We start from the raw sequence: 25481 nt of genomic DNA on the forward strand, positions 1-25481 counted from the left end.
GCTGCGAGCACAGCGACCGAGCTTGCTCGGCAGATTTCGAGAGACCGTTTCGTTGTGGGCGAAGTAGGACCCGATGATTGGGGAGAGCTGCGGCGAGTGGTTATCCCGTCATCCCGCATCAACCTTATATTCGAGGCACCGTTATGAAGAAGACGTTCGTCGAGACAGTTGGACGGGTTGCATACGCTCACTTTACGCCGACGGAGTTGTTCACAACGACCGGGCTCGGCGTTGATATGCAGAGAGTATGGCGCAAGCGCGGGCATCTTCCGCCGATCACTGGTCGCACAGCCACGTTCAGTACGATCGAGCTTATGCAGATCGCAATCATGTACGAGTTAAGTGGTCTCGGAGTTTCTCCCAAAAACAGCGAGTCCTCAGCAGAATTGGGTGCGTCGACTGTGCTGTTCTTTTCTCTTCTCAATGGCAAAGGCGCCGTGGATGTCAGGGGCAGCATGGAGGAAGTTACTGCACTCGCACGTCGCATGGAGATGAGGGATAGGGTAGCTCTCAGCATCAGCGGGAGCGAAGGAAAGGGCCGCTTTTTATGGAGCAGTGCGCCTCCGACATTCGAGTTGATTGGCGACATCGAAAAGCAAATTGAGGAGGCGGGCGCCGTCGGTCACATCATGATCGACCTGATGTGGCTAGGCATCAAGCTGGCTGAGAGGACGCCCAAGCCGTTCGTAACGATCGAAGCCGGTTAAGCGATCGATTTAGTTCGATGTCTCGGAGCCGGCCCAATAAATCGACGCCCCCGACTCTGAAACACTATTGGCTGTTAGTCGATTGCCAGATAGCAGAGCGAAAAGTGGAGGGGCGCTGATGCAAATCGCTGAATATTTATCAGAAATAAAGACTCTCTACGCGAGCGGGCAGACCACTGAACACAGTTTCCGCCCTGCGCTCGAAAGACTGTTCAAGTCCATCGATCCCGGCCTTACGGTCATCAATGAACCCCGGCGGACTGTAGACGTTGGCGCGCCCGATTTCGTGTTCCAGCGCGGCGATGTCTCGATTGGGTGGTGCGAGGCCAAGGACATTGGCAAGGACATCGAGAAGTTCGCGACAGGCGATTACAGCAAGGCGCAAAAGGACCGCTACCGCAAGGGCCTGCCGAATTTGATCTACACCAACGGGCTGGACTTCGAATTCATACGCGATGGGGAGGTGATTGATTTCGTCACTATCGCCGACCTGATCCCGACCATGCCCGCGCGCACCGAAGCCTTCGCTATGCTTGAAGCGCGGCTGACAGAGTTTGTCAGCGTCACCCCGCTCAGCATCACATCATCCAAGCGGCTGGCGCAACTGATGGCGGGCAAGGCCGCACTCATCAAAGAAATCATGGGCAACGCGCTGGTGGCCGACATGAAGGCCGTGGATGCAGGCGATCAGCCAACCGACCTGATCGGCCAGTATGAGGCTTTTAAGGCCGATCTGATCCACGACATCACCGTGGCCGATTTTGCCGACATCTACGCCGAAACCATCGCCTATGGCCTATTCGCCGCGCGCCTGCACGACGAGACGGTGGACACTTTCAGCCGGACCGAGGCACTGGAGCTTTTGCCAAAGTCCAACCCGTTTCTGCGCGCGCTGTTCACCTATATCGCCGGACCGAACCTAGATGATCGCCTGCGCCGCGTGGTGGATGATTTGTGTGCTGTGTTCCTCGCCACCAACATGGAGCAGGTGCTGCGCCATTTTGGCAAAGTCACGAAGCGCGAAGATCCGTTCCTGCATTTCTACGAGGACTTCCTGGCAGAATATAACCCGGCCAAGCGCAAGGCGCGTGGGGTCTGGTATACGCCCGAACCCGTGGTGAACTTTATCGTTCGCGCGGTGGACGAGGTACTCAAGACCGAATTCGGGCTGACCGAAGGGCTGGCCGATACCAGCAAGGTTTCGATCGATTGGGACACCGGGCAGCTCGACAAGAAGGGCAAGCCCGCGACGGTCAAAAAGGAAGTTCACCGCGTCCAGATTCTGGACCCGGCGACCGGGACCGGCACCTTTCTGGCCGAGGTGGTGAAGCTGGTAGCGGAGCGGGTGAAGGGGATCGCGCCGGGGCAGTGGTCCGGCTATGTCGAAGAAGATCTGATTCCGCGCATCCACGGCTTCGAGCTGCTGATGGCTAGCTATGCCATGTGCCACATGAAGCTCGACATGATCCTGACCGGGCTGGGCTACAAACCGTCCGACAAGCCGCCCCGGCTGGGGGTCTACCTCACCAACTCGCTGGAGGAAGGCGAGCGGGTGGACCAGACCCTGTTCGGCCTGTCCCGCGCCATTGCCGAGGAAGCTAAGGCGGCGAGCGACATCAAGCGCCAGACTCCGATCATGTGCGTGATCGGAAACCCGCCCTATTCTGGCGAAAGCGCCAACAAGGGCGAATGGATCATGGGGCTGATGGAGGATTACAAGCAGGAACCCGGCGGCAAGCAGCGGCTGCAAGAGCGGAACCCCAAGTGGATCAATGACGACTACGTCAAATTCATCCGGCTGGCTCAGCATATGATCGACAAGACCGGCGAGGGCGTGCTGGGGTTTATCACCAATCACGGTTATCTAGACAACCCCACGTTCCGGGGGATGCGCTGGCACCTAATGAACAGCTTTGATCGGATTTACGTGCTCGACCTGCACGGTAACTCGAAAAAGAAAGAGGTTAGCCCGGACGGTTCTCCCGACAAGAATGTGTTCGACATTCAACAGGGCGTGGCGATCATAATCGCCGTTGTGAGCAGACGCGATGGCAAGCAACCCAAGCCGTTGGCGGAAGTGCGACACGGTGACCTGTGGGGAGCACGTGATGGCAAATACGCAGCGCTTTGGAAGGGCGCCGTTAAGAGCCTCATGCCCACTTCATTGCCGCAGAAAGCGCCAACCTATCCAATGGTGCAGCGCGATTACGCCGTGGAAGCATCTTATTCGACCGGTTTTTCTGTCGCAGACCTTATGCCGGTCAACTCAGTTGGGATTGTCACTGCCCGTGACTCCCTCACGATAGACATGAACAAGGAGGCTCTTTGGAATCGGGTGCAGGACTTCACCCAAACGGACGCAGAGACGCTTCGGGATCGCTACGCTCTGGGAAGGGATGTGCAGGACTGGAGTGTGGAAATGGCGAAGACTGATGTCATCGCCAATTTCAGCCAAGATCGAATTGTGCCTATTGTTTACCGACCTTTTGATGCGCGCTGGACTTATTTCACGGGAACATCGCGAGGTTTTCAATGCAGGCCGCGTGGCGAAGTCATGGGTCACCTAGCTGCCCACAAAAACCTCGCGATAATGCTGCCAAAGCAGACCAAAGATGGTCTTGGAGCGCTGGCAAGCGCTAGCATCGCAGGACATAAGGCGTTTAGCGGTTATGACATTACTTCGAATTTCCCACTCTACCTCTATCCCGATGAGCAAGACCTAGACCAGTCGATCCGCGTCAATTTTGACCCCAAGCTCTACGGGCAAATCCGCGAGCGCGCTGGCCTCACCGGGCCGCATGGCGTGCCCGATCCCGCGATGGTGGAAAGCGGCGCATTCCGCGCCGCGACTGGCGATGCGCGGCCAGATGAAGTGAAGGTATTCGACTACATCTACGGCGTCCTGCACTGCCCCGCCTATCGCGAGACCTACGCCGAATTCCTCAAGATCGATTTCCCCCGCATCCCCTTCCCGCCCTCTCCAGAGGTGTTCGCCGCCATCAGTGAACGGGGCGAGGCCCTGCGCCGCCTCCACCTGATGGAGGACGCAGCAATTGGCGCAACTCCCTATCCCTTCGATGGCGAAGCTCCGGAAGGTGAGAAGAGCAAGGTAGAAAAGCCCCGCTTCGAACTCCAGCCGGACGGCACGGGCCGCATCTACGTGAATGGCAAGGGCGACAAGGGGCAATACTTTGGCAATGTGCCCGAAGTGACATGGGGATTCCCCATCGGCGGATACCAGCCAGCGCAGAAATGGCTGAAAGACCGAAAGGGCCGCGAGCTCAGCTACGACGACATCCGCCACTATCAGAAGATCATCAAGATACTGGCCGAGACCGATCGCATAATGCGCGGGATCGAAATGCCGCCTGCCGAGGAGACCGACAGCTAGGTATGCCTGAGTGCGGATTCCATTCTAATACCGAAGCACGGCAACCGAAATTTTCGCCAACGGAAGGTTTCCATGTCGGTGGAATTGAAACTGAGTCACCACCGATTTTTCCAATCTTCTTGACTCTTTAGGCCGTTAGTTTCAGCCTTAACGATACGTAAAGATACGAGTCGGGACACTAATATCCGACCTGGGTTCCGGCAGTTTTGACTGCCCGGAAACGTACGGACCGATCGGGGCAATGCCGATCGGGACACAGTTTCCAGGCAGTTTGGCAACTTCAGGGGGGAATATTTGTGAAACATCTCATCATCACCGGTGCGTCCATTATCGCGCTCGCCACCGCCGCTCCGGCGCTGGCGCAAAGCAATTCGAGCACCGTCGACCAGACCGGCACCGACAACCAGGCCACGGTCAATCAGCCGGGCACCAATAACGGCTCCGAAATCGACCAGAACGGCGTTCCGCTCGATGCGGTCGCGAACGAGGCGACGGTCACCCAGGAGGGTGACGGTGGCTTTTCCGACATCGACCAGGACGGTGACAACCAGGCCACGGTCACGCAGACCGCGTCCTCGAACGGGATGAACTCGGAAATCTTCCAGTCGAACGGCGGCGGCGACAGCAATGTCGCGAACGTCACGCAGGAAGGCACCGGCGCAGGGCTCGGCTCGGGCACCGGCGCGCTGATCGAGCAGACCGGCACCGGCGGCCAGGCCACGGTGAACCAGGGCTCGACCTCGACACTCGCCACCAGCGTGATCTTCCAGTCGGGGATCGACGGCGTCGCGACCACCAACCAGGACGCGGGCGACGGGCAGTCATCGACGATCACCCAGTCGGGCGATTTCGAAACCGCGACCGTCAACCAGACCGGCGGGCTTCACAGTTCGGACATCACCCAGTCGGGCACGAACAACAACACCACCGTCGACCAGACCGGGGTCAACAATTCGGCGACCGCGAACCAAAGTGCTGACAGTGGCCTCATCGATATCGATCAGAACGCCGACAATTCAACCGCAATCGCCGGCCAGGCTGGCGATCTACAGTACATCGACATCGATCAATCCGGCGATGACAATTTCGCCAGCGTTGATCAGTCGGCAAGTGCGACAGGGGCGCAAGCGCGAATCAACCAGTCGGGCCTGACCCTATCGGCGACGGTCAATCAGACTGGCCTGTCGAGCAATTTCCCTGGCCAACGCCCGGGTGTGGCGATCGAGCAAACGGGTGACAACAACACGGCGCGGGTCGATCAGGCGGGCGATGGCAACCCGCTTCGGACCTATCCGACCAGTATGTCTGGTCTGCCGAATGGGTCTGCGCCTGTTGTCGATCTCGAACAGTCTGGAAGCGGCCAGTTTGCAGACATCGATCAAACCGGCTCGTCGTCCTTCGTTCAATTCTTCCAACGAAACCTGGGCAATAGCCTGACAGTCAACCAGTCAGGCGACGAAACCTACACTTTTGGCTCACAGAACGGCCAGAACAACTCGCTGACCACGACCCAGTCTCAAACTTCACCGACTGGTGCGCTGGCGCAAATCAGTTCGAGCCAGAACGGCGATAACAATATTGCGAACTATACGCAGGATGGCGTCAGTACCAATGGTACCACCTTCGGCAGTTCGTTTTTGACTTCGACTCAGAACGGAAATGACGGTATCTCGAACGGCACGCAGTCGGGTGACAATGATCGCGCCTTCATCACCCAGATCGGCGATCGCAACCAGTCGACGCTGACCCAAACGGCGAGCGGCGTGAACAATGTCGCTACCGTCAACCAGAGCGGTAGCGATGGCATTTCCGAGCTGACCCAGTCGGACCTCACGCAGAACGCCACGCTCAACCAGAGCGGGACATTCAACGAGAGCTACATCACCCAGAGCGGTGACAGCAATGTCGCGACGGTCAACCAGTCGAGCATGGGCGATGTCTCCAACGTCACCCAGACCGGCGTGAACGGCTCGGTCACGGTCAACCAGAACTGACGATTGCGAACGGGTGCGACGGGCCTCGGCCCCTCGCACCTGCAAGCGCACATCAATTCGCACGAATTTGCATTTTTTGGGGGAATATCAATGAAACATCTCATCTACACCGGGGCATCGGTCGTCGCACTCGCGATCGCCGCACCCGCCATCGCTCAGAGTAATACCAGCACCGTGAACCAGGGCGGCACCGACAACGTCGTGACGGTCGACCAGACCGGATCGAACAACGGCTCCACCGTCACGCAGGGCGCCGCGTCGTCGGACAACGAGACCACCGTGACCCAGGCGGGCGCCAACTCGACCTCCGACGTCACGCAGGACGGCAACGGCGTCGATGCGGCCAACCGCAACCGCGTCGATGTCTTCCAGGGCGGCGACGGGGCGTTCAGCGACGTGGACCAGTCGGGCGGGCCTGACATGGATGTCGAGATCGACCAGTTCTCCGGCTCCGCGTCCTCGACCGTCACCCAGTCGGGCACCGACAACAGCTTGGAAGTGCATCAGAACGGCGATGGGAATATGAGCACCATCAACCAGTCGGGCACTTCAAACCGTATCGGCCTCGCCTTTGACGGGCTCGACAACGGCGTGATCCAGGACGGTCTCGACAACAATTCGACGATCGACCAGTCGGGCAACAACAATGCGGCCGACGTGCTGCAGCTGGGCGACAGCAACATTTCGGATGTCGATCAGCGAGGCGCCGGCAACACCGCTGACGTCAACCAGACGGCGAGCCTCAACACGAGCACGATCCGCCAGGATTTCGGGGCGAATGGGCCGTACAACAACAATTCGGCGACGCACAACCAGTCGGCCGACGGCAACTCCGCTACCTCGATCCAGGATGGAGGCAACAGCACGAGCCTGATCGACCAGTCGGACACGGGCAACACCGCCTCGCTGACGCAGGGCGACTTCTCGCTCAACCACAGCAGCACGATCGACCAGGACGGTTCGGGCAACAGCGCGATCGTGCGGCAGGGGTTTGGCGCGATCGGCCCGTTCGATGACAACAACACGAGCCTCGTCACCCAGACGGGCGACGACAATGAGGCCGACGTCTATCAGCCGACGGCCAACAACACCTCGACGATCGACCAGTCGGGCAGCCGCAACGATGCCTTCGTTCTTAACCAGGGCGTTCCCAACGGTGGCGGTAACAACAACACCGCATCGATCAACCAGTCGGGTGATGACAACATCGCTAATATCGATCAGCCGGGCGACACCGGCAATTTCACCGTCAACCAGTCCGGCACCTTCGGCAATTCGTTCGGCACGCAGGGCGGTTCTAACAACGTCGCGCTGGTCAACCAGAGCCTGTTTAACCAATTCTCGGACGTGGACCAGGCGGGTTCGAACAACGATGCCAATGTCAGCCAGACGGGTGAGAGCCACAATTCGTTCGTCACGCAGAATGGCACGAACGGCGATGCCGATGTCACGCAGAGCAGTTCCTCGAACGGCTCGACCGTGACGCAGGAAGGCGATCTCGACGTCGCCTTCATCGACCAGATCGGCAATGGCAACGGATCGACGGTCACTCAGAATGCCGGCGGGCTCAACAATTTCGCCGACGTCAACCAGGACGGCGATAATGGCACTTCGACCATGACCCAGTCGGGCAGTGACAACGATGCCATCCTCAACCAGAGCGGGCTGATGAATGGCAGCTCGATCCTGCAGGATGGCTCGCTCAACTCCGCGACTGTCACTCAGACGGGTGCGATGGCGACCTCGTCGGTGAGCCAGATCGGTTCGAACAACACCGCGACGGTCAACCAGAACTGAGCCAAAAGGGGGGAACCCTGTGCCCGCCCGAACGGGCCGGGGTCACGGGCCGCGGGAAGCTTCATGGCTTTCCGCGGCCTTCGTGTATCTGCAAATGTGACTGCAAACCGTGCAGCCCCGCCGATTTCGCATCGCGCTGTCTCGCACCGCATCAATTCGCCGCAACAACGGCTCTGCCCGGCTGTTTGATGCGCCTTCGCGTGCGCGCCGTTCATCCTGATGCAATCTGCCAGCCGTCACCCGGTGACCTGTCCCTGCACCACGCGGGGGTTCCCCCTGCCCCTTTTGCCGCTATGGGCCCCTTGCTGGCCCGCCCGCACCATCTGCGGGGCGAAGCGGCCGGGCGACGATGAATTCAGGAGTACCCGATGACCGTTCTTTCCACCGCTTCCAAGTCGCTGGTGCTTGCCGCCATGCTGGCAAGCCCTGCCCTGGCCGTGTCCGCCCAGGAAACCGGCGCCCAGGGCGAAGTCCTCACCACCGTCTACGCCCCGCAGCCGCCTGCGATGGAAGAGATGCTCGAAGGCCCCGATGTCGAGGGCTTCATCTCCGCGCGCGAAGGCAACCGTGTGCGGGTGACCGCGACCGACGGTACCTCGCACGTTCTGACCGTGACCGAACAGACCCGCATCCGCGCACGCGGCGGCTTTCTTGGCCTGGGCCGCGAAACGCTCGGTATCGACGCGCTTCTCAACGGCCTTCCGGTTGAGATTGAGACGCGTCAGTGGGACGGGGGCCTTGTGGCCGCCGATATCCGCTTTTCCGACGATGACCTCGAAACCGCCGAAATGATTCGTTCGGGCACCTCGGCGCGCTTTGCCGCCAACGAGGCCGCGATCGAGGAAAACACCGAAGCGACCGAGGCCCTGCGCGGCCGGTTCGGCGATATCGACAAGTACAACATCCGCGCGACCACCAATGTCTATTTCGACACGGGCCGCTCGGATCTGTCGCCGCGTGCGCGCGCCGAGCTGTGCCGGGTCGCCCAGCAGGCCGAAGCGACCGACAACGCGCTCCTGCTGGTGGTCGGCTACACCGATTCGACCGGCAGTTACGAAATCAACCAACGGCTGAGCGACGAGCGCGCCGAGCGTGTGGTCAACTATCTCCAGCAGCAGTGCGGCTGGGCGCCCTATCGCATGCTCCGTCCCGCGGGCATGGCCGAAAGCGACCCTGTTGCTGACAACGAGACCGAATATGGCAAGGCGCAGAACCGCCGCGTCGCGGTCAACGTGCTGGTCTCGAAAAGCGTCGACGGGCTTTGAGCGCCCACGCAGCGAAAGCGTTCAAAAAAGAAAGGGGCGGGCCTTTGCAGGGCTCGCCCTTTTTCTTGGCGGTGACAGGCTGCGTCCGGAGCTGAAGGATCAGGCCCGCGCGGTAAGCCCCTGCATCCGCTTGAGATAGCGTGCGAGCACGTCGATCTCGATATTGACCTTGTCGCCCTGTGCGAGCGAACCGAGCGTTGTCACCTCGCTCGTGTGCGGGATGATGTTGAGCAGGAAATCGCACGATCCATCGCGCCGGTCGCGCACGTCGTTGACGGTCAGCGACACGCCGTCGAGCGTGACAGACCCTTTCTCCGCAATGAAGGGCGCCAGTTCGGGCCGCGCGCGCACCGCGAGCCTGAGGCTGCCGCCATCGAGTTCGGCCAGCACGACCTCGCCCACCGCATCGACATGGCCGGTGACGATATGTCCGCCCAATTCGTCGCCCATGCGCAGAGAGGGTTCGATATTGAGGCGGGTGCCCTCGTCCCATATGCCGGGGCGCGTGCGCGCCACCGTCTCGCCCGACACGTCGACCGCGAACCACGCATCGCCTGTCGAGCCGCCGCGATCAACGACCGTCAGGCACACGCCCGAACACGCGATCGAAGCGCCGATATCGATCCGTTCGGGGTCGAGCGGGGCGGTGATCCGCGCGCGCAGGTCGCCGCGCTTCGCGACGCTTTCGATCGTTCCGATCGCGGTGACAATCCCTGTGAACATGGGCGTATTTCCTGTCGCTTTTGTCCCGCCGCATCATCGCGGCAGATCGCGGACCCGCTCGTATCGTTCAAACACATCGCTGCCAAGCCGGCGCATCTCGCAGGCGCGCCAGCGGCCATGCGCGTCCTTGAGCCGGTTGAGGCCAAGCCCTGAAAGGCTGCGCTGTCCGTCGCCGATGACGATCGGGGCGCGGTAGAGGTGCAGTTCGTCGACGAGGTCGCGTTGGAGAAAGCTCGCTGCCGCCACCGCGCCGCCTTCGACGTAGAGGTGCTGCACGGTGTCGAGCGCGGCGATTTGTTCGGGCCGGTTGATCACGCGCACCCCATCGGGCGCGACTCCGCGAGTCAGAAGCACGCGGTCGGGACTGCGATCCTCGAGCCCGTCGAGTCGCACGTCGAGCCGTGGCCGGTCAGCGCGCCAGGTACCTCCGCCCACGAGGATCGCATCGGCCAATGCCCGGCGAGAATGGACATGAGCGCGCGCAGCCTCTCCGGTGATCCAGCGGCTCGTCCCGTCGGCGAGCGCGATGCACCCATCGAGGCTGGTGGCGAGCTTGAGCGTGACATGCGGTCGCCCCAGCCGAGCTCGGGCCAGATAGCCGGCAAGGCTGGCGCGCACATCCTCGCTGTCGAGCGTGGTGACCGCGATGCCCGCCTGCGCGATCCGTTCGGCGCCTTTACCCACGGTGCGCGGGTCGGGATCGCTGACCCCGATCACCACCCGCGACAGTCCGGACTTGCTGACGAGGTCGGCACAAGCGGGCCCGCGCGGCGATGTGTGCGCGCACGGTTCGAGCGTGACATAGAGTACTGCGCCGCGCGCGCCGCCACGCGCCATGGCTTCCTCCAGCGCGACTGCCTCGGCATGGGGCCGCCCGCCCGGCTGCGTAAGCCCGCGCGCGATCACGCGGCCTTCGCGCACCAGTAGCGCTGCGACCCCGGGATTGGGCCGCGACAGGGGGCGGGCGCGGCTGGCATAGCGCGCCGCGGCGGCCATCCAGTCGGCGTCGCTGACCCCGAGCGCTGCTATGGCGCGGTGCTTTCGCTTGACGTTTCTGCGCCGCTTTCGCCTGAGGGGGGGCGGCCGAACATCTCTGCGCGGCGTGCTTCCTCGGCAGCGGCCTCGGCGGCGCGCTCTTCCTCCGCGCGGCGTTCGATCTCCTCGACATCCATGCCGATCCCTGCACCCAGCGCCTTGTAGATCTCGCGCTTGCGGGCAGCCAGATCGGCCTCGGCCTGTTCGCGCAATTCCTTCAATTCCTGGTTTTCGAGATTGGACTGAATGATCTCGTTGTCGGTCCGCTCAGGATCAAAAGTGGTGATGTAGGTCACGCGCGGGCGTTCGGGCGTCTTGTAGACCGTCTCGGTCGAGAGCCAGTAGAAGATCACTGCCAGGGGCAGGGCCGAGACCGCGAGAATCGGCCAGCGATAGGGGTTGGGTTTCCGGAATTCGTTCCAGAAATCGACCGCGCCGGGGGCCGGATTAAAGCGAGATTTGGCGAACATGCCCATGATGGCTGGCAATATAGGGTCGTCACCTGAACGAAACCAGCCTTTGTCTGCAAGCGGCCCCGGCGCTCCGTCCGGCGCGTTCAGCCGAATGCGGCGTAGAGGCTGCGCCCGTGCTGTTTCAGCCAGCGATCGGCGCGGGCGATCTCGCCTTCGTAAATCTCACCGAGCAGAGCGTGGAAGGCGGGGCTGTGATCGAAATGGACGAGATGCGCGACCTCATGCGCGACCACCGAGCGGCGCACGAAATCGGGCGCTTGCACCAGCCGCCAGTTGATCCGGATCCGTTCCTTGTCCGAGCAGCTTCCCCATCGTCTTTGCGCGCGCGAAATCGCGACCGGAACCGGCTCGAGTCTTGCGGCGGCGGTGTAATCGGCCGCGTCCTGGCGAAACAATCGTAGCGCCTCGGTCTCGAGCCAGCGGGCGACCCGTTTCTCGACCGAATCGCTCGGGCCGCCAAGGCGGATCGCTCCGTCTGCCAGGGAAGGCTTGCGCGGGAGTTTCGCGTCCCACTCGATCGCGAGCCCTTCGCCGCGATAGAGCACTTCGCTCCCCGGGCCGGTGCTGCGCCTTTGCGGTATCTTGGCGTGCTGTTCCTCAAGCCATTCGCGTCGGGCATGGGCAAAGGCGATCGCCTCGGCCGGGCGCGCCCATGCGGGAAGCGTGATCCGAACCGCGCTGCCATCGGGAGCAAGCCGCAGGGTCAGCCGCCTTGCGGTCTTGTGGCGGCGCAGGACGATCGGAACGGTGGCGCCATTGAGCGCGATCTCGGGCTCGGTCGCCCCCTTGAGATCGGCGCGCTTGAGCCAGTCGATCACGCGCCGCTCTCTTCCTCGAGGTCGCGCTGTGGCGCGCTCCATTCGACGATATGGTGTTCGAGCGGTCCAGCCTCGTCCTCGCTCACCACCCGCCCGGCCACCGAGACCCCGGCGCGGTGCACGTCGTCGCGGTCGCCAGTCAGCAAATAGTGCCAGTGCGGCAGGTCGCGCCCCGCCGCGCGGAGGCGATAGGCGCAGGTCGAGGGCAGCCATGGCACGTCCTCGACGATGGCGAAGGTCAGCCGCAGGCAATCGGGGACGAAGGCCTTGCGGTTGCGGTAGTCGCGGCATTGCGCGGTGCCGGTGTCGAGCAGCTTGCACGCGACATTGGTGTCGGCGATGGCGCCGGTATCGGCATCCTCGATCTTGTGCAGGCAGCAGCGCCCGCATCCATCGCACAGCGCCTCCCACTCGGCACGGGTGAGCTGCGCTAGCGGCAGCGTCCAGAAGTTCTCCCTCAGCTCACCCATGTTTCGAGTTCTCGGGTGACCGCATCGGCACCCTTGTCGTGCGGGAGCATGGTGATCGGAGCGCCGTCGGGGCCGAACAGGAAGGCGATGCGCGAATGGTCCATCAGGTAGGCGCCGCTCTCATTGGGCTCGAGCTTGACGTAGAAGACCCCGAACTTGGACGCGGCATCGGCGATCTGGTCCTCGCTACCGGTCAGCCCGATCAGCCGCTCGGAAAAGGCGTTAGTGAACTGCTCGATCACTTCGGGCGTGTCGCGTTCGGGATCGACCGAGACGAAGATCGGCTGGATGTTCGCGGCCTTGTCGGGATGTTTTTCGGCGTATTGGGAAAAGCCCTGCATGGTGCGCTGGACATCGGTGGGGCAGGCATCGGGGCAATAGGCATAGCCGAAATAGATGATCCGGTACTGCCCGTCGAAATCGCTCCAGCTGACCTCGCTGCCGTCGGCGGCGGTCAGGGTGAAATCGCCCCCAATCGCGGCGCCGGCGAGCGGCGGATCGACCGGCGCGGGTGCTTCGCTGCTGCACGCGGCAAGGGCAAGTGCACAGCTTGCAAGAAGGCTTGTCGAAGGGAAGATGGCGCGAATGTTCATGGTCTGCTAATTGCCTCGCAGCAAGGACGGCCCCCGGGGCGCGTCCTCGACAAAGTGTGACAGGATATACGAAAGGTTCAAAGCGTGGGCTCTGCTGTTTTGCGCAAATTAGGTCTTCGATCGCGGATTGCCAGTGCAATGGCGGCAATGACGGTTGCCATTGCCGCGCTTTCCCCGGCAGGCGCGCAGGTCTATTCGGACGGTTACAAGTTCCTCGAAGCGGTCGAGGAACGCGACGGCGACACCGCCACCGCCATGCTCAACGAGCCGGGCACGCAGGTGGTCAATGCCCGCGACCTGACCTCGGGCAATACCGGGCTGCATCTCGTCACCGCGCGGCGCGACACCTTGTGGGTGCGATTCCTGCTTCAGCGCGGGGCCAACCCGAATATCCGCAACAATGACGGTCTCACGCCGCTCCAGCTCGCCACCCGGCTGGGCTTTGTCGAAGGCGTAGAGGAACTTCTCAAGCGCGGTGCACAGGTCGATGTCGCCGACAGCCAGGGCGAAACTCCGCTGATCGCGGCGGTCCACCAGCGCAATGTTGCGCTCGTTCGCCGGCTGCTGGCCGAAGGCGCCGATCCTGACCGCAATGACAATTCGGGACGCTCGGCGCGCGATTACCTGGCGCTGATGAACGGCAACACGCTGCTCGAACGCGAATTCGCCGCTGCCGACGCGGCGCGCGAGAACCGGGGAACCCAAGAGCAATACGGACCGTCTTTCTAGCAGCATGGACACCGCACACGCCTCTGCCGCGCCCGATTATGCCGACATGACGCTCGACGAGCTGCGGATTGCGCTCGCCCCCGAGATCGCCGCATCGGCGATCTTCGACGGGTGGAACGAGACCGCGCTGGTGACCGCCGCCGAAATGGCGGGCGCAGACCCCGATATCCTCCGGCTGGCCTTTCCGCGTAAGCCCGGCACCGGCCAGGCGATGGACATGATCGATGCCTGGATCGCCTCGGTCGACCTGGCGATGGAAGAGGCGTGGCCTCCCGAAAGGCTGGCCGAGCTCAAGATCCGCGAACGCATCCGCACACTGGTCGCCTTCCGGCTCGAAGCGGTCGCGCCGATAGACGAGGGGGTGCGCCGCGCCATGGCAATCATGGCAATGCCGCAGAACGCCGCGCGCAGCCTCAAGCTGGGCTGGCGCTCGGCCGATATCATGTGGCGGCTCGCAGGCGACGTTGCGACCGATTACAACCACTATACCAAGCGCGCGATCCTCGCCGGGATCTACTCGGCAACGCTCGCTGTGTTCGTCAACGATGACAGCGAGGGCAAGGCCGACACCCACGCCTTTCTCGAACGCCGGATCGACGACGTGATGAAGTTCGAGAAGTTCAAGCACCAGCTGACCAGCCGCGACTACGAACTGCCGAGCCTCACCCGCTTTCTCGGGCGCTTGCGCTACCCTTCTCGCTAGGACCGGCCCGAGCCGGGCGTGGATAACGCCTCTGCGATCTCGCAAGTGACGGCTCGCTGTCCTATGACCACGGCAAGAATCGCGGCCAGGGCGCCGCGCACCCATTTGGCAGGAAGGAATTTTTGATGGCGGGTTCGCTCAACAAGGTCATGCTGATCGGCAATCTGGGGGCAGACCCCGAAGTCCGCTCGTTCCAGAACGGGGGCAAGGTCTGCAATCTGCGCGTCGCCACGACCGAGACCTGGAAGGATCGCAACACCGGCGAGCGCCAGGAACGCACCGAGTGGCACACCGTGGCGATCTTCTCCGAAGGGCTCGTCAATGTCGCCGAGAATTACCTCAAGAAGGGCTCGAAGGTCTTCATCGAGGGCCAGCTCCAGACCCGCAAATGGCAGGACCAGTCGGGCAATGACCGTTATTCGACCGAGGTCGTGCTGCGCGGTTTCAACGGCACGCTGACCATGCTCGACGGCGCAGGCGGCGGCCAGGGCGGCGGTGGCCGTTCGGGCGGCGGTTATGGCGGCGGCGGTGGCGGCGGCCAGGGCGGCGGCTGGAACCAAGGCGGTGGCGGCTCGGGCAGCGGCGGCCAGAACGGCGGTGGTTCGGGCGGCGGCAGCCAGGGCGGCGGCTACGACGATCTCGACGACGACATTCCGTTTTGATCGACAGCCTGCAAAGGCCATGAACACGGCGCGCGCGCGCGGGGATGGCCCGCTCGCGCGCCGTTTCGTTTCAGTCGGGCTTGAAGTCCTTGAGCATTGCTGCGAGCGGCCCGTCCTGCTCGCCCTCGGCGGCGATGCCTGCCTTGCGCCGGGCCTCGTCGGCCCCGGGACCTTCGGCATAGGGATCGATTGCGAGGCCGAGCGTCTGGGCAACCGCTTCGCCAAGATCGAAGCTCTCGCCCGAAAACTCGATCTCGTCGCAATCGTCCGCATCGAGCTCGATCTCGATCTCGCCGTCCTCGTCAACTGTGGGCGCGGCGGCGGTGTCCCCCTCCTCGATGAAGCGCAGGTCGATCACCTCGGCGATATTGGCCGGGAATTCCTCGCCCGAAACGGCGCAGGCCTGGCGGATTGCCGCATCGAGCGTGCCGGTCGCGCGAATCGCGGAGCCGCGCGGCTCAAGCGCAATCACCGCGCGCAGCGAATCAATACCCGGTAGGCCGAAACGCCCGGCAAGCGCGGCACGTTCGCCCGCATCGGCCTCGATGACGACCGGCTCCGCAGGCAGTCCCTTGGTCTTGTATCGGCGCGACAGTTCACAATTCTCCGGGCTCATGCCTCGAGGCTCCCTGCTTTGATAAGTGTTTCGTCGCTGATCGTCCCGAGCCGTTCGGCAAGCGCAAGCAGCCTGTGAGCGACGCAGCGCGCGCCCTGCTGCTCGTCGGCGCCCTCGGCAAAGGTGATGTTGCGCGCCACCGCGCCGACCAGCCGTTCGCGGTCGCCATCGGCCAGGGCGCCGCGATAGGCGCCGAGCCTTCCGCCAAGCACGCTCATCAGCTTGCCCACGCGCTTGCCCACCACGACATCGTTCACCCCGAATTCGCGCAATTGGCCGTCCATGTCCTCGACGAACAGCTCGGCAAGCAGAGCGCTTTCGGCGCGCATGTCGCTGGCCTCGACGCGGACCATCACCACGCACAGCACCGCGGTGATTAGGTCGAACCGACCCGCCACCGTATCGGCCACCTGGCACTCGGCATAATATTCACGATCGCGCGCGAGCTCGACGACGCGGTGCCACAGCGGGCGTACCGCTTCGCGCGGGTCTGGCGCGGTGCCGATCAGGCGGGAGAAAAACGACATGGGCCAGTGCTTCCTATCGATTGGCAGCGCGAATGTGCGCGGCGCGCGTCCCGGGGCGGACATTCAGGCGCAATTCACGCCGCAGACCCCAGCGAATTGGGCGAGCGGCGTTGCAAGGCTGACAATCACGCCGTAAGGCGCTCATCAACGTGCAATTGCGATATAGGTCGCCCGTTGCGGGCGGCAAGAGACGAGAACGGGATCTGGCTGGCAAGATGCTTTTGAATGGTTCGGCAAATGGCCGGTTTGTCAAAATGGCAGCCCTTGGCGTGGCGGTGCTCGCGCTGGGCGCGTGTTCCTCGATCCGCGAATCGCGCGGCTATGTGGTCGATGCGGCGCTGGTCTCGTCGGTCCAGCCGGGGATCGACAACCGCCGTTCGGTCGAGGGGACGCTGGGTCGTCCGACCTTCCAGAGCCAGTATGGCGAGGACACCTGGTACTATATCTCCAGCATCACCGGTCGCCGTCCCTTCGTGCGTCCGCGGATTCGCCAGCACGCGGTCCTCGCGGTCAAGTTCGACGAGGCCGGCAATGTCGCCAGCGTCGAGAGGCAGGGCATGGAAGAGGTCGTCTTCCTCCAGCCCGAAGGAGACGAGACCCCGACGCTGGGCCGCGAGCGCACCTTCCTCGAAGACCTGTTCGGCAATATCGGCCAGGTCGGTGCGGCCGGACCGGGGACCGGCGCGCAATAGGCGTAGCGCGCCGCGCTCAAGCTTGACCCTGTTGGCTGAGCGCCCATATCGCTCGCCATGACCAATGCAAATGACAGCCACGAGCTGACCCAGTGGCACGGGACCACCATCATCGGCGTCAAGCGTGGCGGCACGACCGTCATCGCGGGCGACGGACAGGTGTCGATGGGCAACACCGTGATGAAGCCCAATGCCCGCAAGGTCCGTCGGATCGGTGAAGGTGACAAGGTCATCGCCGGCTTTGCCGGGGCCACCGCCGATGCCTTCACGCTATTCGAACGGCTCGAAAAGAAGCTCGAACAATATTCGGGCCAGCTGATGCGCGCTGCGGTGGAACTGGCCAAGGACTGGCGCACCGACAAATATCTGCGCAATCTCGAAGCCCTGATGATCGTCGCCGACAAGGACACGTTGCTGGTGCTCACTGGCAATGGTGACGTGCTTGAACCCGAAGGCGGAATCGCGGCGATCGGTTCGGGCGGCAATTACGCGCTCGCCGCTGCCCGTGCGCTCGCCGATTACGAGGAGGACGCCCAGAAGATCGCGACCAGGGCAATGGCGGTCGCGGCCGATATCTGCGTCTTCACAAATGGCAATCTGACCGTCGAGACGGTCTGAAAATTTCAGGAATTTCATGACCGACAACCTCACCCCCAAGGCGATCGTCGCCGCACTGGACGAGCATATTATCGGCCAGAAGGATGCCAAGCGCGCGGTTGCCGTGGCGCTGCGCAATCGCTGGCGGCGCCAGCGGCTCGGCCCCGAACTGCGAGACGAGGTCACGCCCAAGAACATCCTGATGATCGGCCCGACCGGCTGCGGCAAGACCGAGATCAGCCGCCGCCTGGCGAAACTGGCCGAGGCGCCCTTCGTCAAGGTCGAGGCGACCAAGTTCACCGAGGTCGGCTATGTCGGGCGCGATGTCGAACAGATTGCCCGCGACCTAGTCGAGGAAGCGATCCGGCTGGAGAAAGAGCGCCGCCGCGAAAGCGTGCGCGAGGCCGCGTCCGAGGCGGCGATGGAGCGCCTGCTCACCGCGCTGGTCGGAGACAACGCCTCGGAAGCCACGCGCGAGAGCTTCCGCCAGCGGATCGTCCAGAACGCAATGAACGAGGTCGAGGTCGAGATCGATGTCGCCGACACGCCCAGCACCCCCTTCGACATGGGGAACATGGGCGGCAACATGCAAATGATCGATCTTTCCGAAATGATGGGCAAGGCGTTCGGCCGCGCAAAGACCAAGAAGCAGAAGCTGCGCGTGCCCGAAGCCTGGGACAAGCTGGTCGACGAGGAAGCCGACAAACGTCTCGATGACGATGATGTCGCGCGCACCGCGCTTCGCAATGCCGAGACCAACGGGATCGTTTTCCTCGACGAGATTGACAAGATCGCGGTCAGCGACGTGCGCGGCGGGAGTGTCAGCCGCGAAGGCGTGCAGCGCGACCTTCTGCCGCTGATCGAGGGAACCACGGTCGCGACCAAATACGGCCCGATGAAGACCGACCACGTATTGTTCATCGCCAGCGGCGCGTTCCACGTCGCCAAGCCTTCGGACATGTTGCCCGAATTGCAGGGCCGCCTGCCGATCCGGGTCGAATTGCGCGCTCTCACCCACGAGGACTTCGTGCGCATCCTGTCGGAGACCCGCGCCAACCTGGTCGAGCAGTACAAGGCGTTGCTCGGCACCGAAAAGGTCGCGCTCGACATCCGCGACGATGCCATCGACGAGGTTGCGAGCATCGCCGCGAGCGTCAATGAGAGCGTCGAGAACATCGGCGCGCGGCGTCTTCAGACGGTGATGGAAAAGCTGCTCGAGGAAATCAGCTTCGAGGCCGAGGACCACGAGAACGAGTCCATAACGATCGATGCGGCCTATGTGCGCGAACGCTTGAGCGATCTGGCCGGCAATTCCGACCTGTCGAAATACATCCTGTGATCCCGGGCCCGGTCAGCGACCTACAAGGAATGCTGGCCGGGCTGGAGCCTGTTCTTGCGCGCGAACCTTATGTCTTTCTCACGGGCTTGGGAGAGCAGGAATTCGCCGCGAGGCACGAACAAATGTTCGCGCTGGTCTATGAGGACGAAGGGCTGACCTGCGTCCTTAAGGCCGACGGCCAAGACAAGGCGGCCCAGTTCGCGCGCATCACGCTCGCCGTGCATTCCGATCTCGAAGCGGTGGGACTGACCGCGGCGGTGGCGACCCGGCTCGCCGAACTGGGCATCGCCTGCAATGTCATCGCCGCCTTCCATCACGATCACCTCTTCGTGCAGTGGCATCGCCGCGAGGAGGCGCTGGCCGCATTGGAAAAGCTTAGCGACGACGCGCGTCGATAAATTTCGTGCCTTGGCAGGCTGGGGGACGCTGGCCGCTTGAAACCGCTCCATCTGCACGCTCTAACTGCACCCCGACGACGACATTCCAAGGGGGCAGTTACATGATCCGCACTATCCTACTCGCCAGCGCCGCGAGCGCCGGCCTTGCCATGGCTTCGCCTGCTCTCGCGCAAGCGGGCGAAGATGCCGCCAGCGCCGCGCCTTCGCTCAGCGCGCCGGCGATCGAATACACCATGTGGACGCTCGACAACGGTCTGCGCGTCATCGCCATCCCCGACGACACGACCAGCACCGTTACCACTTCGCTGTGGTACGATATTGGTTCCAAGCTCGACCCCGAAGGGCGCAGCGGCTTTGCGCATCTGTTCGAGCACATTCTCAGCCGCAAGACCGAGAACATGCCGTACAACATGATCTATGGGCTCACGGCGGATATCGGGGGCACGCGCAATGCGTCGAACTGGATCGACCGCACCAATTACTACGAACAGGTGCCTGCCGCCTATCTGGAAACCATGCTGTGGACCCACCGCGAGCGCATGGCGAAAGTGGTGGTCGATGACGAGGTGTTCGAGACCGAGCGCGGCGTGGTCAAGGAGGAGCTGCGCCAGCGCGTGCTCGCGCCGCCCTATGGCCGCCTGCAACGTTTTGTCATTCCCGAAAACGCCTATGACGTGATGCCGCATCGTCGCCCCGGCATCGGCAGCATCTCCGATCTCGACAACGCGACGCTCGACGATGCGCGCGCCTTCTACGAGGCCTATTACGGCCCCGACACCGCAACGCTGATCGTCGCTGGCAATTTCGAGATGGAAGCCTTGCGGGTGCTGGTCGACCAGTATTTCGCCGATATTCCGCGCCGCGCCAATCCTGTCGATCTTGCAATTGGAACGCGCGAGGCCCCGGCAAGCGGCCCGCGCACGGTCCACGCGACCGCGCCAAACGTGCCGCTACCCGTTATCGGGGGGGTGTGGAAGGCTCCGCCGACCACGCACGAGGACGCTGCCGCGCTCGAAGTGCTATCGGCAATCCTCGATCGCGGCGACAACAGCCGGCTCGACAACGCGCTGGTGCGTTCGGGCCAGGCGGTGCAAGCATTTGGCGGGGCAAACATGTTCCGTGAGGCAGGGCAGATCGGCATCTACGCCGTGGTGCGCGGCGACGAGCAGATGGAGGTCGCCAGCGCGACGCTCGACGCGGTGCTCGATAGCCTGCGTAACGAGCCGGTGACCGCGGCCGAGCTGGCCGAGGCCAAGAACGAGATCGTCGCATCGACCCTGCGCCGCCGCGAGACCGCGCGCGGGCGGGCGTTCGAACTGGGCGAAGCGCTGGTGTCGAGCGGCGATCCCGGCTTTGCCGATCGCCGGCTGGCCCAGATCACCGCGGTCAGCGCCGAAGACGTCCAACGTGCAGCGCGCCGCTGGCTCGACCCCGAGCAGCGGGTGACGATCACCTACCGCGCGGGAGAGGACGATCCGGCAAGCTATGCCAATCCGCATCCGATGCCCGAGTTTCGCACGCTTCCTCCCGCGACTGGGACAATCCGTGCGGTGCTTCCCGAAGGCGAGCGCATGGCGCCTCCGGGACCGGGCGCCGCACCCGAAGTGGCCGCGCCCGAAATCGTCGAGGCGCAGCTTGCCAATGGCATCGAAGTGGTCGCCGCGAAAACCGGATCGGTTCCGATCGCGACGATCTCGATGGTCTTTCCAGGCGGCAGCTCGACCGATCCGCGCACGCTTGCGGGAACCGCACAGATGGCAGCGGGCCTCGCCGAGCGCGGCATTGACGGCATGGACGCGACCGCCGTCGCGGCGCGCTTCGAAAGCCTGGGCGCGAGTTTCAGCGGCGGCGCTGGAGGCGACGGCGCGAGTTTCAATCTAACCGCGCCGGTCGCCAATCTCGAAGAGGCAGGCGCGCTCGCGGCGCGGATCGTCAGGGGTGCGACCTATCCCGAAGACGAGTTCGAGCGCGAACGCGCGCGCGCGATCGACGGGCTGACCGTTTCGATGAACGAGCCTGGTGGATTGTCGCGCATGGTCGGACGCGTGGCGATGTATGGCGATGCGCCTTATGGCACGCAGCCGGGCGGCACCGCGCAAAGCCTTGCCGCGATCACCCGCGAAGACCTTGCCGAACACCGCGCGCGCTATTTCCATCCCGAGCGCATGCAGATCGTCATTTCGGGCGGGATTGCTCCTGGCCAAGCGCTTGCCACGGCCGAGGCGATGTTCGGCGATTGGGAAAGCGAAATTGAACCCGGCCCGCTGCCCGAAGCGCGCGCGGGCGAGGCCCAGCCGGTGCGCACCATCGTCGTCGACATGCCCGATGCCGGACAGGCCGCGGTCATCGCTGCGGTGCGCGCGCCTTCGCGCACCGATCCCGACCATTTCGCGCTCGAGCTGGCCAATAGCGTGCTGGGCGGCGGGTCGAGCGGGCGGCTGTTCGAGGAAATCCGCACCAAGCGCTCGCTGAGCTACGGCGCCTATTCGGGCTTTGCCGACCGCAGGGATGAATCGGTACTGCGCGCCAGCGCCCAGACCAAGAACGATACCGCCGACGAAGTGGTGCAGATCTTCCTCGACGAGTTCGCCCGGCTGGGAAGCGAGGCGCTGAGCGATGACCTGCTTGCGCGCAGGCGGCTTTACATGACCGGCGGCTATGGCCGCGCGCTCGAGACCAGCGGAGGCTTCAACAATATCGTTGCCGGATTGCTACAGCAGGGGCTGGGTGCCGAGGAAGCTGCGCTTTACGCCGCGAGGCTCGAGGCGGTCGATGCCGAGACGGCGAGCGCAGCGGCACGGCGTTATGTCGATCCCGCGCGCGCGACCGTCGTGGTGGTCGGCGATGCCTCGCAATTCCTCGATGACCTGCGCGTCATCAGGCCCGATGTCGAAGTGATCCCGGCAGACGCGCTCGACCTTGCAAGCGCGAGCCTCCGGATTGATGCCGAATAGGCACGAGAGCGGGCGGGGCGGTTATCGGTCCGCCGCCCCGTCCCGTTCGACCCCTTCGCCTTTCTCGCTCGCCTGGCGCGCCCACATCTCGGCATAGAGCCCGCCGGCTGTGAGCAGTTCGCCATGGGTGCCGCTTTCGTGCATCCGGCCATGGTCGAGCACGATGATCCGGTCGGCATCGGCAATGGTAGAGAGGCGGTGCGCGATCGCGATCGTGGTGCGCCCGCGCGCAATCCGCTTTAGCGTGGCAAGGATTTCCTGCTCGGTGCGCGTGTCGAGCGCGCTGGTCGCCTCGTCGAGCAGCAGGATCGGCGGGTCCTTGACCAGGGTGCGGGCAATGGCGACGCGCTGTTTCTCGCCGCCCGACAGTTTCATTCCGCGTTCGCCCACAGTGGTGGCAAAGCGTTCGGGCAGCCGTTCGACCAGCGGCATCAGCGCGGCATCGCGCGCGGCGCGCTTGATCACGGCGTTGTCAGCTCCCTCGGCGCCATAAGCGATGTTGTAAGCGAGCGTGTCGTTGAAGAGCACTGCGTCCTGCGGCACGATCCCGATTGCCGCGCGCAGGCTGTCCTGCGTGACCCCGGCGATATCCTGGCCGTCGATGAGGATGCGCCCCTCCTGCGGGTCGTAGAAACGGAAAAGCAGGCGCGCGATCGTGCTTTTCCCCGCCCCAGAAGGCCCCACGATCGCGAGCGTCGAACCGGCCGGCACCTCGAAACTGAGCCCGTCGAGGATCTGCCGATCGGGATCGTAGCCGAAAGCGACGTTCTCGAAAGCAAGCGAGGGGCGACGCACCACCAGCGCCGGCGCGCCGGGCGCGTCCTCGACCTCCGTCTCGGTATCGATCAATCGGAACATCTCGGCCATGTCGACCAGCCCCTGGCGGATCGTGCGATAGACCCAGCCCAAGAGGTCGAGCGGGCGAAAGAGCTGCATCAGGTAGGTGTTCACGAAAACGAGATCGCCGACGCTGAACAAGCCCCGGCTCCACCCCCAGACCGAATAGATCATCGCTCCCGCCATCAACGCATTGGTGATCGCGGCCTGCACCACGTTGAGCAGGGCGAGCGAGTTTTCCGATTTGACCGCGGCCCGGGCATAGGCGCGCGCGGCATCCGAATAGCGTTGCTGTTCGCGCGCCTCGGCTCCAAAATATTTGACCGTCTCGAAATTGAGGAGCGAATCGACCGCGCGGTGCAGCGCCTGTCCGTCGAGATCATTCATCTCGCGCCGCAACCGGGTGCGCCATTCGGTGATGCGGCGTGTGACATATATATAGGCGATCACCGCGATGGCGGTCGCCGCGACCAGTTCCCAGCCGAAATTGAGGTAGAAGATCACGCCCACCGCGATCAATTCGATCATGGTGGGCGCGATGTTGAACAGCAGGAAATAAAGCATCATGTCGATGCTCTTGGTGCCGCGCTCGATGATCTTGGTAACCTCGCCGGTGCGGCGGTTGAGGTGGAAGCGCAGAGAAAGCCTGTGGAGCCGGGCGAAGACATCCTCTGCAAGGCTGAGCGTTGCCATCTGGCCGACGCGTTCGAATGCGACATTGCGCAGATTGTCGAACATCAGCGCGCTGAAGCGGCCCAGCACATAGGCAGCGACCAGGGCGATCGCGACCTCGGCGGCGGCAGAAAGGCCCTGTGCCGCGCCCGCCTGTTCCATCGCATTGACCGCGCCCTTATAGGCAAAGGGCAGGGCCAGCATGACAGCCTTCGCCGCCAGCACGAAGGCCATCGCGGCGACGATCCGCACTCTCAGCGCGCGATTGTCGCGCGGCCACAGATAAGGGAGAAAACGCCGGAGCGTTGCCCAGCTCTCGGCATCAGGCAGGGCGATTGGGCGGTCGGAACTGGCGGTGTCGGGCGGCATGCTGGCCGCTGATGTGGGCGCGCGCGCGCGTCAGGGCAAGCGTGCCGGCAAAATCGACAGCGGCTCGCCCGGGCGGCTCAGCGGTGGTTGAGCATGTTGAAATTGCGGTTGCGCTGGCGGCGCAGCGCACGCGCGACATCGCGCGGCACGTCGAACAGGATGCGCTGCTGCGAGAAATCGATCGCCACCCGGTCAAACATCTTGAGATGCTGCATTCCCAGCGAGAGCACCGGCTCGTCGGAAAGGCCAAGTGCTTCGAAGGCGGGCGCATCGGCAAAGGCCAGCGGGACATTGCGCAGGTCCATCCCCTCGATCGTGAGCGAGCGCACCACTGACAATTCGCCGACGAGATCGACGCCGTTGACATCGGTAGTGGTGACTTCGGCGGCGCGCTTGTTGCGCAGCCGCCGCTGGAGCGCGAGGTTCCCGAGGCTCGATTGCGCGCCGGTATCGATGATGACGGTGGCACGCACTCCTTCGATCAGGGCGTCGGTGATGAGCAACTGGCCCAGTTGCTGGCGCGCATGGACGATGATCTCGAACCCGCTGCGCGGATTTTCGATCGAGGCCACGTCCTGCACCGCGATCGTCTCGTCGCGGAAATCGATCAGCACCCGCAGGCCTTGCAGGCTGTCGAGCCCGAGAATGCCGTCGGCCCCGACATGACGGCGGTCGAGAACCGGCGAGACGAGATCGCGCACGGTATGGCTGCCAAAGGTCATGGTATCGACCTCGACCACATCGACAGGGCGGCGGCTCGCCATGCCCACAAGGGTCGCGGTGCCATAGGGAGTGAGCTTGAGCCCCTCGTTGATCTGCTGGGTGACCGCGGTCGCCTGGCTGCCGGTGTCTATCATGAAGTCGAACGGGCCCGCGCCCTCGATCGTGACCGGGACGGTGAAACGGTTGTTGCGGTCACCGTCGAGCTCGAGGATTTCGGTCGCGGGATCGGAAAGGTTCGGCGCGATGGCTTCGAGGTCGGGTGTCTGCGGGGCGATCGGCGGCTCGACCGAGAGGCTCGCAGCGCTAGATCCGGCCAGCGAGGCCGCCAGAATGGGAAGCGCCCATATATATGCCATGATCGTGTCCTTGCTCAGCTGCCGGGGATCACAGGATACCA

Annotated in this window: 23 protein-coding genes; 13 read left to right on the forward strand and 10 right to left on the reverse strand. The window is 63.5% G+C overall.

Going from position 1 to position 25481, the window contains the following annotated elements; translation table 11 throughout:
• The first annotated feature begins 143 nt into the window (after positions 1-143).
• The 5 genes from ACKTSM_RS04150 (at position 144) to ACKTSM_RS04170 (ending at position 9154) form a co-directional block, all read left to right on the forward strand.
• Entirely contained in the window at positions 144-707 is a 564-nt protein-coding gene (locus ACKTSM_RS04150) for a hypothetical protein (RefSeq protein WP_407875867.1), read from the forward strand.
• Between the two features lie 118 nt (positions 708-825).
• A complete protein-coding gene (locus tag ACKTSM_RS04155; protein ID WP_407875868.1) occupies positions 826-4098 on the forward strand; it encodes a type ISP restriction/modification enzyme in 3273 nt (1090 codons plus the stop codon).
• A gap of 296 nt (positions 4099-4394) precedes the next feature.
• Positions 4395-6092, forward strand: coding sequence for a beta strand repeat-containing protein (locus ACKTSM_RS04160; RefSeq protein ID WP_407875869.1), 1698 nt, complete (start codon positions 4395-4397; stop codon positions 6090-6092).
• Between the two features lie 90 nt (positions 6093-6182).
• A complete protein-coding gene (locus ACKTSM_RS04165; RefSeq protein WP_407875870.1) occupies positions 6183-7889 on the forward strand; it encodes a beta strand repeat-containing protein in 1707 nt (568 codons plus the stop codon).
• A 368-nt stretch (positions 7890-8257) separates the two neighbouring features.
• The gene (locus ACKTSM_RS04170) at positions 8258-9154 is read left to right on the forward strand and encodes an OmpA family protein (protein WP_407875871.1); all 897 of its coding nucleotides are present in this window, start codon (positions 8258-8260) and stop codon (positions 9152-9154) included.
• Between the two features lie 99 nt (positions 9155-9253).
• Here the strand turns inward: ACKTSM_RS04170 and ACKTSM_RS04175 are convergent, their stop codons facing one another.
• From ACKTSM_RS04175 to ACKTSM_RS04200, 6 genes are all read right to left on the reverse strand, one after another.
• Complete coding sequence (locus ACKTSM_RS04175) at positions 9254-9877, reverse strand: riboflavin synthase (RefSeq protein ID WP_407875872.1); 624 nt, start codon at positions 9875-9877, stop codon at positions 9254-9256.
• A gap of 33 nt (positions 9878-9910) precedes the next feature.
• Complete coding sequence (gene ribD / locus ACKTSM_RS04180; RefSeq protein ID WP_407875873.1) at positions 9911-10873, reverse strand: bifunctional diaminohydroxyphosphoribosylaminopyrimidine deaminase/5-amino-6-(5-phosphoribosylamino)uracil reductase RibD; 963 nt, start codon at positions 10871-10873, stop codon at positions 9911-9913.
• Positions 10874-10902: 29 nt separating this feature from the next.
• The gene (locus tag ACKTSM_RS04185) at positions 10903-11382 is read right to left on the reverse strand and encodes a hypothetical protein (protein ID WP_407875874.1); all 480 of its coding nucleotides are present in this window, start codon (positions 11380-11382) and stop codon (positions 10903-10905) included.
• Between the two features lie 86 nt (positions 11383-11468).
• A complete protein-coding gene (locus ACKTSM_RS04190) occupies positions 11469-12203 on the reverse strand; it encodes a M48 family metallopeptidase (RefSeq protein WP_407875875.1) in 735 nt (244 codons plus the stop codon).
• Positions 12200-12673 (reverse strand): YcgN family cysteine cluster protein, encoded by a 474-nt coding sequence (locus ACKTSM_RS04195; protein ID WP_407875876.1) that lies wholly within the window; start codon positions 12671-12673, stop codon positions 12200-12202. The genes ACKTSM_RS04190 and ACKTSM_RS04195 overlap by 4 nt, the downstream gene beginning before the upstream one ends.
• The gene (locus tag ACKTSM_RS04200) at positions 12661-13266 is read right to left on the reverse strand and encodes an SCO family protein (RefSeq protein WP_407875877.1); all 606 of its coding nucleotides are present in this window, start codon (positions 13264-13266) and stop codon (positions 12661-12663) included. Before ACKTSM_RS04200 ends, ACKTSM_RS04195 begins: the two co-directional genes overlap by 13 nt.
• Before the next feature lie 147 nt (positions 13267-13413).
• Between ACKTSM_RS04200 and ACKTSM_RS04205 the strand changes: the two genes are divergently transcribed.
• The 3 genes from ACKTSM_RS04205 to ssb all read left to right on the forward strand — a co-directional run bounded on the left by ACKTSM_RS04205 (position 13414) and on the right by ssb (position 15360).
• Positions 13414-13995, forward strand: coding sequence for an ankyrin repeat domain-containing protein (locus ACKTSM_RS04205; RefSeq protein ID WP_407875878.1), 582 nt, complete (start codon positions 13414-13416; stop codon positions 13993-13995).
• A gap of 4 nt (positions 13996-13999) precedes the next feature.
• Positions 14000-14698, forward strand: coding sequence for a COQ9 family protein (locus tag ACKTSM_RS04210; protein ID WP_407875879.1), 699 nt, complete (start codon positions 14000-14002; stop codon positions 14696-14698).
• Between the two features lie 125 nt (positions 14699-14823).
• Positions 14824-15360 (forward strand): single-stranded DNA-binding protein, encoded by a 537-nt coding sequence (gene ssb, locus ACKTSM_RS04215; protein ID WP_407875880.1) that lies wholly within the window; start codon positions 14824-14826, stop codon positions 15358-15360.
• Between the two features lie 70 nt (positions 15361-15430).
• On the opposite strand, the gene ACKTSM_RS04220 is transcribed toward ssb, so the two are convergent.
• Together ACKTSM_RS04220 and ACKTSM_RS04225 are read right to left on the reverse strand one after the other, a co-directional pair.
• Positions 15431-15976: a YceD family protein gene (locus tag ACKTSM_RS04220; protein ID WP_407875881.1), complete on the reverse strand. Its 546-nt coding sequence runs from the start codon at positions 15974-15976 to the stop codon at positions 15431-15433.
• The gene (locus ACKTSM_RS04225) at positions 15973-16503 is read right to left on the reverse strand and encodes a ubiquinol-cytochrome C chaperone family protein (protein WP_407875882.1); all 531 of its coding nucleotides are present in this window, start codon (positions 16501-16503) and stop codon (positions 15973-15975) included. The genes ACKTSM_RS04220 and ACKTSM_RS04225 overlap by 4 nt, the downstream gene beginning before the upstream one ends.
• Before the next feature lie 254 nt (positions 16504-16757).
• Between ACKTSM_RS04225 and ACKTSM_RS04230 the strand changes: the two genes are divergently transcribed.
• The 5 genes from ACKTSM_RS04230 (at position 16758) to ACKTSM_RS04250 (ending at position 22483) form a co-directional block, all read left to right on the forward strand.
• Entirely contained in the window at positions 16758-17195 is a 438-nt protein-coding gene (locus tag ACKTSM_RS04230; protein ID WP_407875883.1) for an outer membrane protein assembly factor BamE, read from the forward strand.
• 57 nt (positions 17196-17252) lie between these two features.
• Complete coding sequence (hslV, locus tag ACKTSM_RS04235; RefSeq protein WP_407875884.1) at positions 17253-17813, forward strand: ATP-dependent protease subunit HslV; 561 nt, start codon at positions 17253-17255, stop codon at positions 17811-17813.
• A gap of 16 nt (positions 17814-17829) precedes the next feature.
• Positions 17830-19131, forward strand: a complete 1302-nt coding sequence (hslU, locus tag ACKTSM_RS04240) for an ATP-dependent protease ATPase subunit HslU (RefSeq protein ID WP_407875885.1) — start codon at positions 17830-17832, stop codon at positions 19129-19131.
• Positions 19128-19529, forward strand: coding sequence for an ACT domain-containing protein (locus ACKTSM_RS04245; RefSeq protein WP_407875886.1), 402 nt, complete (start codon positions 19128-19130; stop codon positions 19527-19529). Before hslU ends, ACKTSM_RS04245 begins: the two co-directional genes overlap by 4 nt.
• 101 nt (positions 19530-19630) lie before the next feature.
• Positions 19631-22483, forward strand: coding sequence for a M16 family metallopeptidase (locus ACKTSM_RS04250; protein WP_407875887.1), 2853 nt, complete (start codon positions 19631-19633; stop codon positions 22481-22483).
• A 21-nt stretch (positions 22484-22504) separates the two neighbouring features.
• Here the strand turns inward: ACKTSM_RS04250 and ACKTSM_RS04255 are convergent, their stop codons facing one another.
• Together ACKTSM_RS04255 and ACKTSM_RS04260 are read right to left on the reverse strand one after the other, a co-directional pair.
• On the reverse strand, positions 22505-24361 hold the full coding sequence (locus ACKTSM_RS04255) for an ABCB family ABC transporter ATP-binding protein/permease (RefSeq protein WP_407875888.1): 1857 nt from the start codon (positions 24359-24361) through the stop codon (positions 22505-22507).
• Between the two features lie 77 nt (positions 24362-24438).
• Entirely contained in the window at positions 24439-25440 is a 1002-nt protein-coding gene (locus ACKTSM_RS04260) for an aspartyl protease family protein (RefSeq protein ID WP_407875889.1), read from the reverse strand.
• Positions 25441-25481 lie beyond the last annotated feature (41 nt).

The organism is Qipengyuania nanhaisediminis (genome assembly GCF_045862805.1).
Lineage (GTDB): Bacteria > Pseudomonadota > Alphaproteobacteria > Sphingomonadales > Sphingomonadaceae > Erythrobacter > Erythrobacter nanhaisediminis_A.